This window comes from Streptomyces sp. NBC_01803 (genome assembly GCF_035917415.1).
In the GTDB taxonomy this organism is placed as follows: domain Bacteria; phylum Actinomycetota; class Actinomycetes; order Streptomycetales; family Streptomycetaceae; genus Streptomyces.
This window is the reverse complement of sequence record NZ_CP109073.1, coordinates 399,095-414,912: the sequence shown is the minus strand read 5'-3', so window position 1 is coordinate 414,912 and position 15,818 is coordinate 399,095. Positions and strand designations below refer to the sequence as shown.

The 15,818-nt window shown below is 71.1% G+C and carries 16 protein-coding genes and 1 pseudogene; 5 read left to right on the top strand and 12 right to left on the bottom strand.

The window, feature by feature from the left end:
* Window positions 1–103 precede the first annotated feature (103 nt).
* On the bottom strand, window positions 104–970 hold the full coding sequence (locus tag OIE51_RS01880; protein WP_326594983.1) for an SDR family NAD(P)-dependent oxidoreductase: 867 nt from the start codon (window positions 968–970) through the stop codon (window positions 104–106).
* A 57-nt stretch (window positions 971–1,027) separates the two neighbouring features.
* Between OIE51_RS01880 and OIE51_RS01875 the strand changes: the two genes are divergently transcribed.
* On the top strand, window positions 1,028–1,492 hold the full coding sequence (locus OIE51_RS01875; RefSeq protein WP_326594981.1) for a MarR family winged helix-turn-helix transcriptional regulator: 465 nt from the start codon (window positions 1,028–1,030) through the stop codon (window positions 1,490–1,492).
* A gap of 49 nt (window positions 1,493–1,541) precedes the next feature.
* Here the strand turns inward: OIE51_RS01875 and OIE51_RS26820 are convergent.
* From OIE51_RS26820 to OIE51_RS01845, 7 genes and pseudogenes are all read right to left on the bottom strand, one after another.
* Window positions 1,542–1,742 (bottom strand): annotated as a pseudogene (locus OIE51_RS26820) (hypothetical protein); the annotation flags it as partial.
* Between the two features lie 39 nt (window positions 1,743–1,781).
* Window positions 1,782–2,222 (bottom strand): VOC family protein, encoded by a 441-nt coding sequence (locus tag OIE51_RS01865; protein WP_326594978.1) that lies wholly within the window; start codon window positions 2,220–2,222, stop codon window positions 1,782–1,784.
* Window positions 2,223–2,779: 557 nt separating this feature from the next.
* The gene (locus OIE51_RS26815) at window positions 2,780–2,923 is read right to left on the bottom strand and encodes a hypothetical protein (protein WP_442811843.1); all 144 of its coding nucleotides are present in this window, start codon (window positions 2,921–2,923) and stop codon (window positions 2,780–2,782) included.
* Window positions 2,924–3,619: 696 nt separating this feature from the next.
* On the bottom strand, window positions 3,620–4,810 hold the full coding sequence (locus tag OIE51_RS01860; protein ID WP_326594976.1) for an MvdC/MvdD family ATP grasp protein: 1,191 nt from the start codon (window positions 4,808–4,810) through the stop codon (window positions 3,620–3,622).
* Window positions 4,807–5,079 carry a putative ATP-grasp-modified RiPP gene (gene tgmA / locus OIE51_RS01855; RefSeq protein WP_326594974.1) on the bottom strand — a complete coding sequence of 91 codons (273 nt, stop codon included), beginning with the start codon at window positions 5,077–5,079 and terminating at the stop codon, window positions 4,807–4,809. Before tgmA ends, OIE51_RS01860 begins: the two co-directional genes overlap by 4 nt.
* 80 nt (window positions 5,080–5,159) lie before the next feature.
* Window positions 5,160–5,417, bottom strand: coding sequence for a hypothetical protein (locus OIE51_RS01850; protein ID WP_326594973.1), 258 nt, complete (start codon window positions 5,415–5,417; stop codon window positions 5,160–5,162).
* Window positions 5,418–6,087: 670 nt separating this feature from the next.
* A complete protein-coding gene (locus tag OIE51_RS01845) occupies window positions 6,088–6,663 on the bottom strand; it encodes a hypothetical protein (protein ID WP_326594971.1) in 576 nt (191 codons plus the stop codon).
* A gap of 137 nt (window positions 6,664–6,800) precedes the next feature.
* Here OIE51_RS01845 and OIE51_RS01840 point away from each other — a divergent pair, with 137 nt between their 5' ends.
* Entirely contained in the window at window positions 6,801–8,171 is a 1,371-nt protein-coding gene (locus OIE51_RS01840) for a hypothetical protein (protein WP_326594969.1), read from the top strand.
* Window positions 8,172–8,434: 263 nt separating this feature from the next.
* Here the strand turns inward: OIE51_RS01840 and OIE51_RS01835 are convergent, their stop codons facing one another.
* The 3 genes from OIE51_RS01835 to OIE51_RS01825 form a co-directional block, all read right to left on the bottom strand.
* Window positions 8,435–8,983: a hypothetical protein gene (locus tag OIE51_RS01835; protein WP_326594968.1), complete on the bottom strand. Its 549-nt coding sequence runs from the start codon at window positions 8,981–8,983 to the stop codon at window positions 8,435–8,437.
* Window positions 8,984–9,087: 104 nt separating this feature from the next.
* Complete coding sequence (locus OIE51_RS01830; protein WP_326594966.1) at window positions 9,088–10,290, bottom strand: helix-turn-helix domain-containing protein; 1,203 nt, start codon at window positions 10,288–10,290, stop codon at window positions 9,088–9,090.
* Between the two features lie 197 nt (window positions 10,291–10,487).
* Window positions 10,488–11,735: an MFS transporter gene (locus tag OIE51_RS01825; protein WP_326594965.1), complete on the bottom strand. Its 1,248-nt coding sequence runs from the start codon at window positions 11,733–11,735 to the stop codon at window positions 10,488–10,490.
* A gap of 80 nt (window positions 11,736–11,815) precedes the next feature.
* Here OIE51_RS01825 and OIE51_RS01820 point away from each other — a divergent pair, with 80 nt between their 5' ends.
* Window positions 11,816–12,487 (top strand): AIM24 family protein, encoded by a 672-nt coding sequence (locus OIE51_RS01820; protein WP_326594963.1) that lies wholly within the window; start codon window positions 11,816–11,818, stop codon window positions 12,485–12,487.
* Window positions 12,488–12,638: 151 nt separating this feature from the next.
* Window positions 12,639–13,577 (top strand): alpha/beta hydrolase, encoded by a 939-nt coding sequence (locus OIE51_RS01815; protein ID WP_326594962.1) that lies wholly within the window; start codon window positions 12,639–12,641, stop codon window positions 13,575–13,577.
* Between the two features lie 8 nt (window positions 13,578–13,585).
* Here the strand turns inward: OIE51_RS01815 and OIE51_RS01810 are convergent, their stop codons facing one another.
* A complete protein-coding gene (locus tag OIE51_RS01810) occupies window positions 13,586–14,404 on the bottom strand; it encodes a TetR/AcrR family transcriptional regulator (protein ID WP_326594960.1) in 819 nt (272 codons plus the stop codon).
* A gap of 183 nt (window positions 14,405–14,587) precedes the next feature.
* Here OIE51_RS01810 and OIE51_RS01805 point away from each other — a divergent pair, with 183 nt between their 5' ends.
* Entirely contained in the window at window positions 14,588–15,757 is a 1,170-nt protein-coding gene (locus OIE51_RS01805) for an acyl-CoA dehydrogenase family protein (protein WP_326594959.1), read from the top strand.
* The last annotated feature ends 61 nt before the right edge of the window (window positions 15,758–15,818 follow it).

Here is a 15,818-nt window from a genome sequence, read left to right as displayed (position 1 = left end):
AGGAGCCGGGTGCGGCCGAAATGAGCTACGCGAGGACGAATCCGCGCCCGGGGCGGTACCCCGGTACCGGTCGCCGTCCTTCTTTCGACGGACGACTCAGGTCTCAGTCGACCGCGTGGGCGGCGAGGAGCTCCACGGTCTCCTCCCACAGCTCCTTCTGCAGGAGCGGGGCCCGGCCGGGTTCGGGGCACTCCAGCGGGCGGGCGTCACGCACGGAGAGGTAGCCGCCGCTGGTCCCGGCGAACGCCGGGTCGGTGGCGAGCCGCACGATGATGCCGGCGCCCTTGCGGGGATCGCCGATCCTCAGGGTGTTCAGCACGCGCTGCAGGACAGCGGAGCCGGGCAGGTCCCGGCCCAGGCCGGTGGCGTTGAAGCCGGGATCGCAGCAGTTCACCGTGACTTTGTTCGGGTTCAGGCGTCGGGCGAGCTCCTGCGTCCACATGATCGTCATCAGCTTGGTGCGTCCGTACAGAGGCATCGACTCCCGGCGGGTGTAGGCGTCGGTACGGCGCAGATCCACAGCCGGCGCGATGGTCTTCGCCTGCCGGGACGCCTCGGAGGCGACGTTGACGACCCGGGCCGGCGCTGAGGCGCCGAGCTTGCCCTTCAGCGCCTCGGTGAGCACGAACGGGCCCAGGTAGTTCACGGCTGTCATCTCCGCGAAGCCTTCGGCGGTGACGCGCTGCGTGAAGGCGTGCAGGCCGGCGTTGTTGACCAGGACGTCCAGGCGCGGGTAGTGCGCGGCGATCTCCTCACCCATGCGGCGCGCGTCGCAGATGAGGCCGAGGTCGCCGTGGAAGACATCGACGGGCCCGTCGGTCACCGCCCTGAGCTCGTCGACGAGGGCTTCCGCCTTGCTCCGGGAGCGAGCCACAGCGCCGATGCGGTAGCCCAGCCGGGCCAGCTCGAAGGCGGCGATGCGGCCCAGTCCGGAGGTGGCTCCGGTGATCAGGGCAACCGGACGGTCCATCTCACAGCTCCTTTCGTGAGGTACCTCATGATTACACTATGGGAGGATACCTGAACCATGGAGCGGTACGAAGCAACAGCTACAGCTAGCACGCCGGAGCAGGTGGGACTGTCCTTCCTCACCCTCGCCCACACCCTGCGCGAACAGGTCGATCAGCACATGATGGCGACCGCGGGACTGTCTCTCTCCCGCACCAAGGTCCTCCAGGCGCTGGCCGGCCGCGGCGCGCTGCACCAGGCCGAACTCGCCACCGCCCTCGGACAGGCCCCGCGCTCCGTAACCCAGATCCTGGAGAGCCTGGAACGCCTCGGCTTGGTCAGCCGGACCGGCCACCCCGAGGACCGCCGCCGCAAGACCGTCAAGCTGACGCATACGGGCCGCACCGCCCTGGCAGCGGCGGAAGAGGCAGGAACTCACGTGCTTCGTCAGCTCTTCGGCTCGCTGGCACCACAGCAGCTGACAGACCTCGACGCGCTGCTCACCCTGGTACGGACCACACTGGCAGGCGACAAAGCCGACTGACGCGCCACGTGGTGCCCCGCCATGCCCCCCCGCCGCCTACTCGGGCGCAGGCGGGTTCGGGCTCCGGCTCCAGGGCGGCGACGTGCGGCCGTCCGTCGTCGTCGAACACGATCTGGGAGTTCGTCGGCACCCGCGCGGCGATCTCGCGGTAGGGGCCGTCCAACAGCGCGGCCCGTGCCGCCGGATGCTCACCCGCCTCGGCGGGCAGGCTGAGCGAGGCGAGCATGGTGGGCTTGGCCTGCTCCCACGCGGTGCTGACCGTCGACATGCTCCGCGTGGCAGGCCCGCGTCAGCCAATCTGTTCGGCTAGGGCGACGATGATGCCTGCGGGGCCGCGGAGGTAGCAGAGCCGGAAGATGTTCTCGTACTGCGCTACCTCGCCGAGGAGTTCGGCGCCGTGGGCGCGCAGGCGGGCGATGGTGTCGTCGATGTCGTCGACGGCGAACATGACGCGATGCAGGCCCAGCGTGTTGGGCGGAGGGTTCCGCGGCTCGGCGTCGGATACCGCGGGGGTGTGGTATTTGGTCAGCTCCAGCTTGCTGTGGCCGTCCGGGGTCCGCATCATCGCGATGTCGCTCCGGACGCCGTCGAGTCCGACGGTGCGGTCCGCATACATGCCTTCGATCTGCGCCTTGCCTTCCAGCTCCATGCCGAGCGCGGTGAAGAAGGCGACAGCCGCGTCCAGATCGTCGACGACGATGGCGACGTTGTCCATCCGCTGAACAGTCATGTCTTTGAGCCTAACGACTCGATACGCGGTAGCGCGGGGTTGGCCGGCCGTGACATGACGAGGGCCGCGCGGGTTGAGTGGATGGTGACGTCCTTCTCGGCCCGCGCGGCCTTGTCCCATCCTGCCTTCTGCGGCCTTGATCGTGCACATCTCGGCGCCTTGATCGAGGAAGTGGCCGGCCCGTGGGCGGCAGACGGTCTACTGCGGTGCGTTCGGGGAGATGGTGCCTGTCTCGACCCACACGTGTCCCGCGCGGCCGGAGAGGGCCGAACAGCCGGAGCGCGGACGGTGAGCGGGGCGGTGTACGGGTCGCGGGAACCGGACGCGACGGGTGTCCGCGTGGGCGACCCAACTCCTGGTCGGCGGCCGGTCGTTCACGGTACGGGACACGACCGCGCTGCCTCAGGGCGGCAGACGCCCGGAGTTCGAGACGGGGGAGACGTTCGTACGTGTTTGCGAATCTCGGCGCCGGACAACCTCGGTCCGCACGGCCCCCTACGGACGCCACATGGGCGGGGTGGGCGGCAGCGGTCGTCGCCGTGGTTGTGTCACCGGCTTCAAGCAGGTGATTCCGAAGCGGCGACTCGGTGGAGGAAGCGGTGTTGTGACCGCGTCTCGACCGCCTTGGGGGCGTATGCCGCCCGCACCCATGCGACCGCCTCGGCGGAAGACATCCCTTGGAGGATGGCGAGTGCGGCCAAGGCGGTCCCGGTGCGACCACGCCCGCCGCCGCAGGCGACCTCGACACGTTCACCATGCTGTATGCGGGCCAGGCCCCACGGAGTTGACCGATCGCTTCCTCCGGCTGACGAGGGGAGGAGAAGTCAGGCCAGTCGACGCGCTCGTGCGGCCAGGGCGGGCTCCACGGGCGCAGCCCCACCAGGTACCGGCCGTAGAAGTTGGGGCGGTCGAGAGGATGTCCCAGCAGATACAGGCCGAACTGCGGAAACGGCTGCGGCGCCGACGCACCCCGCAAACCCCGGGCCAATACCACGCCTCCCCCCGGAAGCTCAACCGTCCGTACCCGAGGACTGCTCTCAGCAGCCTTGCCCCTGCTCATCCGTCCTCCTTGTGCTCTGTCACGCCGCCCGAAGCCGGAGGAGCACCACCGATTCAGCTCTCCCTCCCGTTGCCAGGTCGGCCCTGCGCCAGCACAGTACAAACCCGAGGAAGGGAAGGCCCATGGGGCCGGCCGCTATGTCGACCGGAGGTTGACCGGAGGCGGTGGTGCGGAGAACCTCTCGCGGACCGGGAGCTGGGCGCCGCCGCGGCAGCGCCGCAGGACAGCTGACGGGATCGTGGTGGAGGACCAGCCGGCCGCCCGCCCCGGCTTGTCTCGCAGGCGGGGACGGGCAGCTCCTCTCCTCTTCATGGGCCGACTCCGGGCTCCACCCAGGTCAGGTGTGGCTCGCCCCCTTTCGGGAATTCGATCCGTCGAAGATCTGCATGTCCTCCTGGGTCTGGACGACGGTCTCGAAGCTGCTCGCCATGGACGGGGTGCTGATGAACGGCACGCCGTCCTCGGTGACGGTGATCTGCCGCTCCGGGCACAGGCTCAGGTCCGCCTGTGGGCCCGGCACTGCCGGCGACACCGCGGGCTGCTTGGCCGTCGGGCGGCCGGAGGCGAGCAGTTCGGCCATGGCCTGGGCCAGTGGCAGGGCGGGCAGCTCTTTCTGGAGCCAGTCCCATTGCCCAGCGGGGTTGAGGTCGACCAGCCACCAGTGCCCCTGTTCGTCGACCAGGAGGTCGATGGCCGCGACCAGCAGCCCGTAGTGGGCCATCAGCCGGGTGATGCCCTCGCGCACCGTGTCCGGGACCTGGGTGTGGCGGTAGGTCAGGGCGCCGTAGTCCGCGCGGAAGTCCTCACGGGCGGCCGGGCTGTGGGCGTCGATACGGGCGGCGAACATCTCCCCGCCCACGACGGTCAGCCGCACCTCGTGGTCCTTGACGACACGGTGCTGGAGCTGGTGGGCGCCCAGGCCGATGCCGCTGTCGATGGCCCGGTGATCGACCGGGGTGGTGTGCAGGGACCGGGAGGTGCCGTCCGGGCAGGCGATCCACGGGCGGGTGAGGGCCTTGCCCACCACCCCGCCGGGTGTCTCCCGGGCGAAGCCCCGCGCGGCGCCGGGGTGGTTGCCGATCCAGGTGGCCGGCACGTTCAGGCCGCAGGCCGCGGCGGAGGCCAGCGCGCCCGGCTTGGACTGCGCCGCCCGGGTGCGCGACGGGTGGTTGACATGCTCGCATTCCAGCGCGGCCAGCACCCCAGCCACACCGGCCATGGCCTCTTCCCGCGCCCACTCGGCCTCCGCCGCGCACAGCCCGTCCAGGGCGATCCTTGGCGGTCCCGGGTGCCACCACCAGATGGCACGCAGCTCCTGGAGCGCCACGGTCCGGCCGTGTACGGACAGGGTGCCGTGCCAGCCCGCAGGGCTGAGGGAGGCATTCAGTGTCATGTCCCGGGGAAAGTCGGCCAGGTCGAACCGGACCACAGGGACGCCCAGCTCTCCCAGTTCCAGCACGACGCGGTCGGCCGTCAGATTGTCCGGCTCGGTGATCACCGCCACCGGGCGGTCAGACTCCGCCGTCACAGCGGAAGTCCGTCCGAGGCAGTGCCGTCGATCTCCAGCTCGGTCGGGGAGTTCAGGCCGCCGGTGGTCCTGCTGCGCTCGTCCCCGGGCGCGTCGGCGCGGGGCGTGCCGTCCGCCAGGACGCCGATCTGCCGCACCGGGTCGAACCGGAACGCCCCCGTGTCCAGCGGCAGTCGGGGGCTGGGGGTGAACAGGCCCAGCACGAACGGCCGGCGGGCGGGCGGCAATGTCTGAGGGCCCGTGACGGGGACAGCGGTGGTCGTGGGCATCTTCAATTCCTCACTCTGGATCTGGTCGGGCGGGCCGGGCCGGGGGGCCGTGCGCGTCACAGCGGCCCCGCCGGGACGGGTCACAGGATCAGGGACTCCAGCTCTCCCCGGTGGCCGCGCACGGCGTGGGTCTTGGTGGGGTCCGCCCACAGCGTGCTGACGCGGGGCGTGCCGTCCGCGAGGACGGACACCTGCCGCACCGGGTCGAACCGCGGCTTGCTCAGCGGGTGACGATCCTGGCCGGCGGGCGACGGGTCAGCGGTGAACAGGCCCAGCACGAACGGCCGCTGAGCAGTGGGCAGCGCGCTGGGGGAAGGCATCACGGTGGTGGCGTGCATGGGGTGGTTCTCCTTCGTCGAGTGCTTGGAGCCGGAAGCCGGTCCATGAAGAGGATGAGGAGGGGAGTGGGTCCCGGTCGCCCGACGGGGGGAAAAGGCGGCCGGGACCCTGCGACCCCTGGCCTCCCCAGGCGGGGTCGCCTTCCCGCCCCCTGGTCGTCAGCGAAAAGGGGCGGGGACACCCTGCCGGCCCGGCCTTGGATGGAGCCTCCGAGTGGCTCCCCGGGCTGGCAGGGGGATCTACGGGGCTGGTGGCGGTCGCTGGCCGAGTGGGCGGACGGGGCTGGGTGGGGGGCCGGGCCGGGCCGGGCCGGGGCCGGCGACGCGGCCGGCGGCTGGTACTCGTGGAGGGCGATCGCCACCCGCTCGATGACGCCCGTGTCGACGCGGGTCCCGTCGGTGGCGACTTCGGCGGCGGCCCCGGCGGCCTGTGCGCGCCCGGCGCGGGCGCGGGCCTGGGCGACGTGCGCCACCTGGGCCGCGCGGCCCTGCGCCATCAGGTCCCTGAGCTGGCCCGGGGACATCCGAAGCTCCAGCCGCGACGGCGGTGTCCGGCCGGATGGGTCGTGGCGGATGCCGGCGACCACGAGCCGGACGCACAACTCCGGGTGCGAGTCCCCCGCCCGCGCCAGCGCCTCATCGCTGAGCAGGGCCAGCGTCATCATCCGGCTCACCGCCCGGCCCCCGCGTGGCAGTCACAGTTGCACGGCTCGTAGATCACCGAGCTGTCCTGCGGGGAGGAGGGCACCTCGGCCTTGGTGCACGCCTCGTGCTCGCCGAAGAGGCACTCGGGCGACGTGAAGGTGGACACGCTCGCCCTCGGTCTCCGTTCGCCGGTGACGAGGGCGAGCGTGTCGTACAGCAGCGCCGGACAGGTCAGGCAGTCCCCGGCCGGAGGGATCACCCAGCGCAGGAGCGCCCTGTCCGGAACGGCCGCCGGGGGAACGACGATCTCGCAACCGGCGCCGAGGACCCCGACGCACGGCAACGACCAGCCCACGGCCGACCCGGGCCTGACGAACCACGTGACGAATCCCTGCTCCGGGTCATCGATCACCGGCCCGGACCGCTCGCCGAGCCGCGCGATGGCGCGGACGCCCTCGACGCTGTAGGCCGTGACGGCATCGAACCACCGGCCGGTGGGCCGGAGTTCGGGATACCGGCCGACGGGAATCCACTCGGAGACACGGGTGAGTTCGGAGTCGGGGTCATCGGGCGGTGGCCAGCCCGCTGCTGTGATCGGCACCTACTGCCCCCTCGGGCTGAAGATTCGGTGGATCGGTTACAGCGGATACAACTCCCCGTAGGGTGGTTGCGACTAGCGGCTACGGCTGCGGAACGGTATACCAGGTTTAACGCCCTGCTCGGGAGGGTGATCAGAGAGTGACCAACAGGCGGACGTCGAATCAGGCGTTGCGGGACGCCGTCGTCGAGGCCGGATACAGCTATGACCAACTCGCCCGCGCGGTCCGCGCGGTGGCAGCAGAGACAGGAGACAGCCTTCTGACGAACAAGAGCGCTGTGGCCCACTGGATCGGGGGGAAGCGCCCGGTGCCGCGGACGGCTTCGTACATCGCAGAAGCACTGTCCAGGCGACTGGGGCGCCAGGTGGAGCCCGCCGACCTCGGACTGGTGGACAGCAGTCAGGCCCCGGCGCGTCTCGGATTGCGCCTGGGGCCTGATCCGGTGACCTTGCTGCGCCAGTTGGGCGAGGCCGACATCGAACGGAGGGGCTTCATCACCGGGGCCGCCTACAGCGTCGCCGCAGCCGCGCTGCCCCTGGGTATCGAGCAGGCAGCCGAGTACCAGCAACGGGCCACCGGCCAGCGCGCCGGACACGCGGAGATCGACGCCGTCCGGGACATGACCGCGCTCTTCACCGCCATCGACGAACGGCACGGCGGACAGCACGGGCGGGCCGCCGTGGTCCAGTACCTCACCTCGGACGTCGCCCGGCTGTGCCGCGCGACGTTCGCAACCCAGGATTACCGCAACGCGATGCTGGGCGCCGCAGCCGAACTGGCCTACCTGTGCGGCTGGAAAGCGTACGACGCCGGCGAACACGGCCTCGCGCAGCGCTACTACCTCCAGGCGTTCCAGCTCACCCGCGAAGCAGATGACCGGCTGCACGAAGCGTTCATACTGCGGATCATGGCGCACAACGGGATGGACATCCGGCAGCCAGGACACACCCTCGAACTGGCCGACGCCGCCTTGGGACGCGTCCACGGCCAAGCCGACACGTGCACCGAGGCGCTCTTCCAGGTCACGCGCGCTCGCGCACTGGCCAACGCTGGCCGACGCACCGAAGCCACCCGCCAGTTGAGATCCGCGCAGGACCTCGTGCTGCGCGGCGACGAGCGGGAGATGCCCCGTTGGGCGGCACTGTGGGGTTCGGCACGGGCCTGTGTCTCCAGCCACAGCGCGAAGACCATGGTGGCCTTGGGCGACCACTCGGCCGCCGAACGGCATTACGCCGCTGCCGCGCGGTCCCGGCCTTCGCCGGAGTACCGGCGGATCACCGCGCTGACGATCGCGGCACAAGGACGTGAGCAGGCCGCCCAGGGCCATGTCGAGCAGGCGTGCGACACCTGGGACAGGGCGCTGGACATGCTGGAGGGAGTGCGTTCGTCCCGGGGCGTCGACGCGGTTGCCGGGATGCGCCGGACCCTCCGGCCGGTGCTGCGGCGGGGGGCCCGGAGAGCCGCTGACCTGGACGAGCGTGCCCGCACATGGCAACTTGCCCACGCCTGAAGCCCCGGAAATGACGACAGCCCCCGGGCGCCCGCCTTCACGAGGAAGGCCGGGCGCCCGGGGCATCGCGAGGCGTTGGTCAGTGGCGGGAGCGCCCCGCCGCCTGCCTGTGGACATCCGAAGCTCCAGCCGCGACGGCGGTGTCCGGCCGGATGGGTCGTGGCGGATGCCGGTGACCACGAGCCGGACGCACAACTCCGGGTGCGAGTCCCCCGCCCGCGCCAGCGCCTCATCGCTGAGCAGGGCCAGCGTCATCATCCGGCTCACCGCCCGGCCCCCGCGTGGCAGTCACAGTTGCACGGCTCGTAGATCACCGAGCTGTCCTGCGGGGAGGAGGGCACCTCGGCCTTGGTGCACGCCTCGTGCTCGCCGAAGAGGCACTCGGGCGACGTGAAGGTGGACACGCTCGCCCTCGGTCTCCGTCCGCCGGTGACGAGGGCGAGCGTGTCGTACAGCAGCGCCGGACAGGTCAGGCAGTCCCCGGCCGGAGGGATCACCCAGCGCAGGAGCGCCCTGTCCGGAACGGCCGCCGGGGGAACGACGATCTCGCAACCGGCGCCGAGGACCCCGACGCACGGCAACGACCAGCCCACGGCCGACCCGGGCCTGACGAACCACGTGACGAGTCCCTGCTCCGGGTCATCGATCACCGGCCCGGACCGCTCGCCGAGCCGCGCGATCGCGCGGACGCCCTCGACGCTGTAGGCCGTGACGGCATCGAACCACCGGCCGGTGGGCCGGAGTTCGGGGTACCGGCCGACGGGAATCCACTCGGGTACCGCTGGGGGTAGTGCGGGGGCGATCGTCGCCATAATCGGCTCTCCAGTGAGCTGCCGTGCGCTGACAGTCATCACTGTGGTGGAGGGGAAGGCCCCTGGTGTTCCCGATTCGGGAACACTCCCGACCACGTCCCGCGCTACATACCCACCCACGCCGCCAGCGCCGTCAGCCCCTGTGGAGCGCGCCTCTGACGGCGCACCAGCACACCGATCGTCTCCCGCATCAACGGGTGGTAGCGGGCCTGCTGCGGCGCCACCTCGCGCGCCAGGTGCAGCGCCTTCTCCGCCTGCGGGTGCCTGCCCATCTGGGCGAAGGCGCGGGCCATCTCGATGTGGTACCGGCCGACCCGCATCTTGGGGTGCTGAGGCGGGAAGTGCAGCTCCTTCGCTTCCTTCATCGCGTCGCCCAGATGGCCGAGTTCGACGGCGGTGGCGACGGCGAAGTGCTGCACGTTGGTCAGCCCGAACGACCCCCAATACACGTGCGGGACGTCGCGGCCGATCGCCTTCGCCGTGCGCCGCGCTTCCTCCATGTACCCGTCGACGGTGTCGCCGTCCTTCGCCTGCGCGGCGGCGATGGCGCCGGCCAGGTGCAGGGTGCCCTCCACCGCGAGCGCTGGCACGCCCCTCGGGGCGTCGTGCTGCCCGACGAGAGACAGGCCGCGGTCGAGCACGCGCCGGGCCATGACGTTCTCGCCGCGCCGCAGCAGCATGGATGAGCGCTTCGTCAGCCGCGTGGCGAGCAGCAACGGGTCCTGCGCCTGCTCGCCCATCCAGCCCATGCGTTCCAACGCGATTGCGGCGAGCTGGTGGTAGCCCAGGCGGTACGCGAACTCGTAGGCCACCCAGTACAGCCACGACAGCGCCCCGGCCGCTTGCTGCCGCTCCGCCCCGTTGAGCAGACTCACGGCGGTGGTCAGCTCACCGAGCAGGCCCGGCAGCTTCTCGCCCACGCCCTTGTACTCGGTGGCGCAGGTCTGCGCGCACAGCTCGTCCACCTCGGCCGCGATCACGCCCAGGGGGCGCGGTGTGATGTACGGGTCCGGGCCGAGGTCGTACATGTCGAGCACATCGGACAGCGGCGCGACCATGCGGTCCAGCCGGTCTTGGCGCATCTCGTCCATGTAGGGCTGACCGTTGAGTACCGCGATCTCGACTTCCAGCGCTCTGGCGACGGCCGCCACGATCGCCGGAGTGGCAGGGGTGAGCCCGGCTTCCACCTTGGCGATGGTGCCGCGCGAGAGGAACGCCCGCTGAGCCAAACCGGCTTGGGTGAGCTGGCGGAGCTTGCGGTGATCGGCGATACGCGCGCCAGTGTGGTCGTCAGCAGGATGTGGCAAGCTGATCTCCGTGTTGCAGGTTCCGTGGTAGCACTCGGAACCGTACCCCTGACGGGAGTTGGGGGAACAGCGAACGGCCCCGCCTTGACGGCGGGGCCGTCCTGCTGTGGCCACTCAGGTGGGCGAATCTTGCCGGACCGGGCCGCATCCACCCCGCGTGTGGTCCCCGCGCACGCCGGGGTATGACCTGCGGGGTGTCATGGGTGGCTTCCGGCCGCTTCCCGCTCATGCTGCGGCGCGTCGATGTGGCGGGGGAGCAGGAGTGGGGTGGTCAGGATGAGGAGGCCGGCGATCGCGATCGCGGTGCGGGGGCTCGTGAGGCCGGCCAGCAGGCCCCACAGACCGGTCGTGGCCGCGATGGTGGCTTTGCCGGTGGCCGACCAGGCGGACAGGGTTCGGGCGACTCGGTCCGTCTCCGTGCGGTCGAGCCGGTAGGTGGCGAGCACCGGGTTGAACACGCCCATGCAGGTGATCAGCCCGAGCTCGACGGCCATGACGAGCACGAGCCCGGCGGTGCCCGGGCGGATGAAGGCCAGCCCGATCGGCCAGCAGGCCCGCAGCGCCCCGGCGGTGAGCATCACCCTGTGCTGCCCGAACCGCGCGACGAGCCGGCGGGCCAGTCGTGAGCCGATCAGGCCGCCGACGCAGGGCACCGCGAAGGCGAGACCGTACTGCCAGGGGGCGAACCCGAGGTCGCTGAGCATGAGGACGGCGAGCAGCGGCGAGGCCGCCATGATCAGGCTGTTGACGAGGATCGTGTTGAAGAACAGCGGGCGCAGCGCCGGATCCGCCAGGATGTACCGCCACCCGTCGAGCAGGTCGCCGGCCCGGGGCCGTGCCGGTGCGTCGGTTCGCGCGGGGCGCGGCTCCTTCCCGCCGATCGCGTGGATCCCCACCGCCGAGAGCAGATAGCTGACCGCGTCGGCCACCACGGTCATCACCGGGCCGAACAGCCCGATCGCGGTGCCGCCGAGCGGCGGTCCCAGCACGGTGGCGGTCCAGGTCGTGGCCTCGAACCGCGCGTTCGCGACGAGCAGGTCCCCCGGTGGGACCAGGGACTTCAGGAACGCGCCGCCGGCCGCGTTGAAGGTGATGTCGGCGGCGGCGACGACGACCGACACGACCAGGAGCTGGACGAAGCTGAGCCGGCCGAGCGCGAACGCGGCGGGGACGCTCATCAACGCCGCGAACCGGGTCACATCCATCGCGACCATCACCGGCCGCTTGCGACGGAATTCCACCCACGGGCCGAGCGGCACCGATACGACCGCCCCCACCGCCAGCCCCGTGGCCGCCAGCACCGACACCTGCGTCGGCCCGGCGTCCAGCACGAGGATCGCGGTCAAGGGGAACGCCTGGAACGCGAGCCACGTGCCGAACGTGCTGACCGCGTACGCCGCCCACAGCCACCGGAATCGCCGCCCCAGCGACCGCCCAGCCCCCATGCCCCCGCACACCCCTCGCTTCCGCGCGCCACACCGGCGATTCTCCGTCACTCGAACGGGTCAAGCTCTATGATCGCGCCGTGCGAAGCGATCTCTTTAAATCCGAATATCAGGCCCAGGCGCCCGCCGCGAGCGGGATGTCCCTCCAGCACTCCAAGGCGATCAAGTATGTCGTCAACGGCGAGTGCCATGCCCGTCAGGGCTCGATGGTGGCCTTTCGCGGCAATCTCCAGTTCGAGGTGAAGTCCCAGGGGGTGGGGAACTTCCTCAAGCGCGCCGTCACCGGCGAGGGGCTCTCCCTGATGGCCGTGCGCGGCCAGGGCGAGGTGTGGTTCGCGCACAACGCGCAGAGCTGCTTCGTCATAGAGCTGGATCCCCAGGACGCGCTGACCATCAACGGCCGCAACGTGCTGTGCTTCGACCCCACGCTCAGCTACGACATCAAGATGGTGAGCGGCGCCGGGATGACGGGCGGCGGTCTGTTCAACTGCCAGTTCGCCGGGCAGGGCCGGATCGGCCTCATCTCCGACGGCGAACCGATCGTCATCCCGGTGACCTCCAACGCCCCCGTCTACGTTGACACCGACGCGGTCGTCGGCTGGACAAGCCAGCTGCGGACGTCGATTCACCGGGGCCAGAGCATCAAGTCGATGCTGCGCGGCGGTTCGGGCGAGGCGTTCCAACTGATGCTCCAGGGCGACGGGTTCGTGGTCGTCCAGCCCAGTGAGGCGCAGCCGCCCGCCGAGAAGTGACCCACCCGCGCGCGGCGGCGTGCGCGCCGCCGTGCCTGATTCTCTATCAGTTGCCTATGTGATCAGGTCCGTTGGGCGTTTTCCGGCCGCCGGTCGCGGTCACGGTCTGAGGAGAGGGCGGGACGTCCCGCCCCCGACCTCCGGAGGCACCGTGAAACTCGATCCCGACGCGCGGGCGGCGGCCGATCTGCTCAAGGAACTGCTGCCGCTGCCGATCCACCGGATGGGCCTCGCGGGCGCCCGTGAGTTCTTCGGCGGGCGCGCCACCGAGGGCACGCCACCGTCCGTGCATGAGGTGTCCGACCATGTCGTCCCGCGTGTGGACGCGGAGATCCCGGTGCGGCTGTACCGGCCGGGTCCCGGGAGCGGGCTGCCGGTGCTGGTCTACCTCCACGGCGGCGGCTGGACGCTGGGCGGGATCGACCGCGTCGACGCCCTGTGCCGCACCCTGGCCAGCCGGGCCCGCTGTCTGGTGGTCTCGGTGGGCTACCGCCTCGCCCCGGAGCACAAGTTCCCCACCCCGCCGCACGATTGCCACGCCGCCCTGGCATGGGTCGCCTCGCACGCCGCCGAACTGGGCGCCGACGCGCGCCGGATAGCCATCGGCGGGGACAGCGCGGGTGCCAACCTCGCCACCGCCGTCTGCCTGCTGGCCCGTGACCGGGGCGGACCGCGCCCGGTCTTCCAACTGCTGGCCTATCCGGCCATGGAGTACGCCGTGCGGCGCCCCTCCTGGACCGAGTACGCCGACGGCCCGCTGCTCACCAGCGACGATGTGGTGTGGTTCTGGGAGCAGTATCTGCGGGACGAGGCCGACCGCGCCAACCCGCTCGCCGTGCCCGCCACCGCCCCGAGCCTGCGCGGCCTGCCGCCCGCGTTCGTCATCACCGCCGAGTACGACCCGATCCGCGACGACGGCGAGCACTTCGCCCGCCGGCTCCGCGAGGACGGCGTGGAGTGCGCGGCCAAGCGCTACCCGGGCGTCTTCCACGGCTTCTTCCCGCAGGTCGGCGTCTTCGCGCGGGCGGATGAGGCGGTCGCCGACGCCGCCGGGCACCTGCGCCGGGCCTTCGGCACCGCCCGCCCCTGAGTCCCGGACTACGCCTCCGGCTCCCCGGCGTCCGCCACGTGCCCGGTGTCCGTTCCGTTCGCGGCGTTCGCGGCGTTCCCGGTGTCGGTGCCGTTCGCGGCGTTCGCGGCGTTCCCGGTGTCGGTGTCGGTGTCGGTGCCGTTCGCCGCGTCCCCCGCGTTCCCGGGGTCCGTTCCGCTCGCGGCGTCCGTTCCACTCCCCGCGTCCGTTCCGTTCGCCAGGAAGTCGAAGCGGCGGACGATCGTGAGCGCGGCGTCGGTCACCTCGCTCGCCTCCGCCTCGTCGTCGCTGGTGGCGACCTCCCACATGGCCTCACCGATGAGACCGCTCATGACGGTGACGGTGAGGCGGCTGAGGGGGTCGTCGCCGGCGCCGAGGAGGGCCGCGTTCTGCCGGACCCAGCCGCGCGCGCGGGCCCGGCGGGTCAGCTCGAAGCCGGGCGGGGTGTCACCGTGCAGGAACAGGCGCACCAGGTCGCGGTGGCGCCAGGCGTTCTCCAGGAAGGTGCGCGAGCCCACGGCGAACAGCTCCAGCGGGTCGGTGACGCCGTCCCTCCTGGCCTCGGCGACGCTGGCGGCGGCGGCCTCCTCCTGCGCGTCCTGGAAGCTCTCCCACACCGCGATGAACAGCTCGGTCTTGCCGCCGAAGTGGTGGTAGAGGCTGCCGACGCTGGACCCGGCCCGTTCGATGACCTGGGAGATGCTGGCCTCCGCGAAGCCGTGTTCGGTGAAGACCTCGCGGGCGGCCCGGAGCATGGTCTGCCGGGTCTGCGCCGTGCGGCTCCACTCCCATGAGCCCCGCCGGCCGGCGGACGGTTTGCGTCCCATCGCGCTCATTCCCTCCCGGGGCCGCTCGGCTTTCCCCCGAGGGATCCTAGCGCCGGAGATTCCAGAAACACGTTCCCGTATGTGTCCCCGTATCCCTTGACACCGCCGAGCCGGACGCGGAAGCTGACAGCATTCCTGGAAGTGCGTTCTAGAAAACCTGAATCCGGAAGGCAGGCCCCCGACATGGACTTCTCGCTCTCACCGGAGGAGCGGCAGATCCGCGACACCGTGCGGTCCTTCATCGAGAAGGAGGTCGTGCCGCTGGAGCCCGACGTGCTGCGCAACGAGCGCGAGGGCCGCCCCGGGCTCGACCCGGAGGTGCTCCGCGAGCTGCGTGCCAAGGCCCGGCGCAGCGGCCTGTGGGGGATCGACACCCCCGAGGAGTACGGCGGGGCCGCCCTCGGCGCGGTGATGAACGCGATCGTCGCGATGGAGCAGGGCCGCACCTTTGTGCCGTTCCGCTTCGGCGGCTCGGCCGACAACATCCTCTACGCCGCCGACGAGGAGCAGAAGCAGCGCTATCTGATCCCCACCATCGAGGGTGAGCGCAAGTCCTGCTTCGCCATCACCGAGCCCGGCGCCGGCTCCGACGCGCGCAACATCCGCACCCGCGCGGTCCGGGACGGCGGCGACTGGGTCATCAACGGCGAGAAGACCTTCATCACCAATGGCAACGACGCCGACTTCGTCATGGTCTTCGCCGTCACCGACCCCGACAAGGGCGCAGGCGGCGGCGTCACCTGCTTCCTGGTCGACCGCGACATGGGCTGGAAATCCGAGGCCATCCCGACGATGGGGGAGTGGGGCCCGGCCGCGCTCGTCTTCCAGGACGTCCGCGTGCCGCACGAGAACGTCCTCGGCGAGGTCGGCGGCGGCTTCACGCTGGCCATGCAGTGGATCGGCCAGGGCCGCTTCATGATCCCCGCCCGGGCCATCGGCTCCGCCGAGCGGCTGCTCCAGATGGCCATCGACTACGCCAAGATCCGGCAGTCCATGGGCCGCCCGATCGCGGACTACCAGGCGATCCAGTGGATGATCGCCGACTCCGCCATCGAGATCGAGTCCGCCAAGTGGCTGACCCTGCACGCCGCCTGGCGCGTCCAGCAGGGCAAGGACGCCCGCCACGCCTCCTCCATCGCCAAGATCCACGGCGCGATCATGGCCAACGAGGTGGTCGACCGCGTGCTCCAGATCCACGGAGGCATGGGCTACACCAAGGAGTTGCCCATCGAGCGCTGGTACCGCGAGCTGCGCCTGCTGCGCATCTTCGAGGGCACCGACGAGATCCAGCGCCGCACCATCGCGCGCAACCTCCTGAAAGGCCACGCGCGGCTCGGCACCATCGGCGAGTAGCGCGTGACCGCGTGACCGCGTGACCGCGTGACCGCGCGGGCCGGTGAGCGGGTGAGCGGGC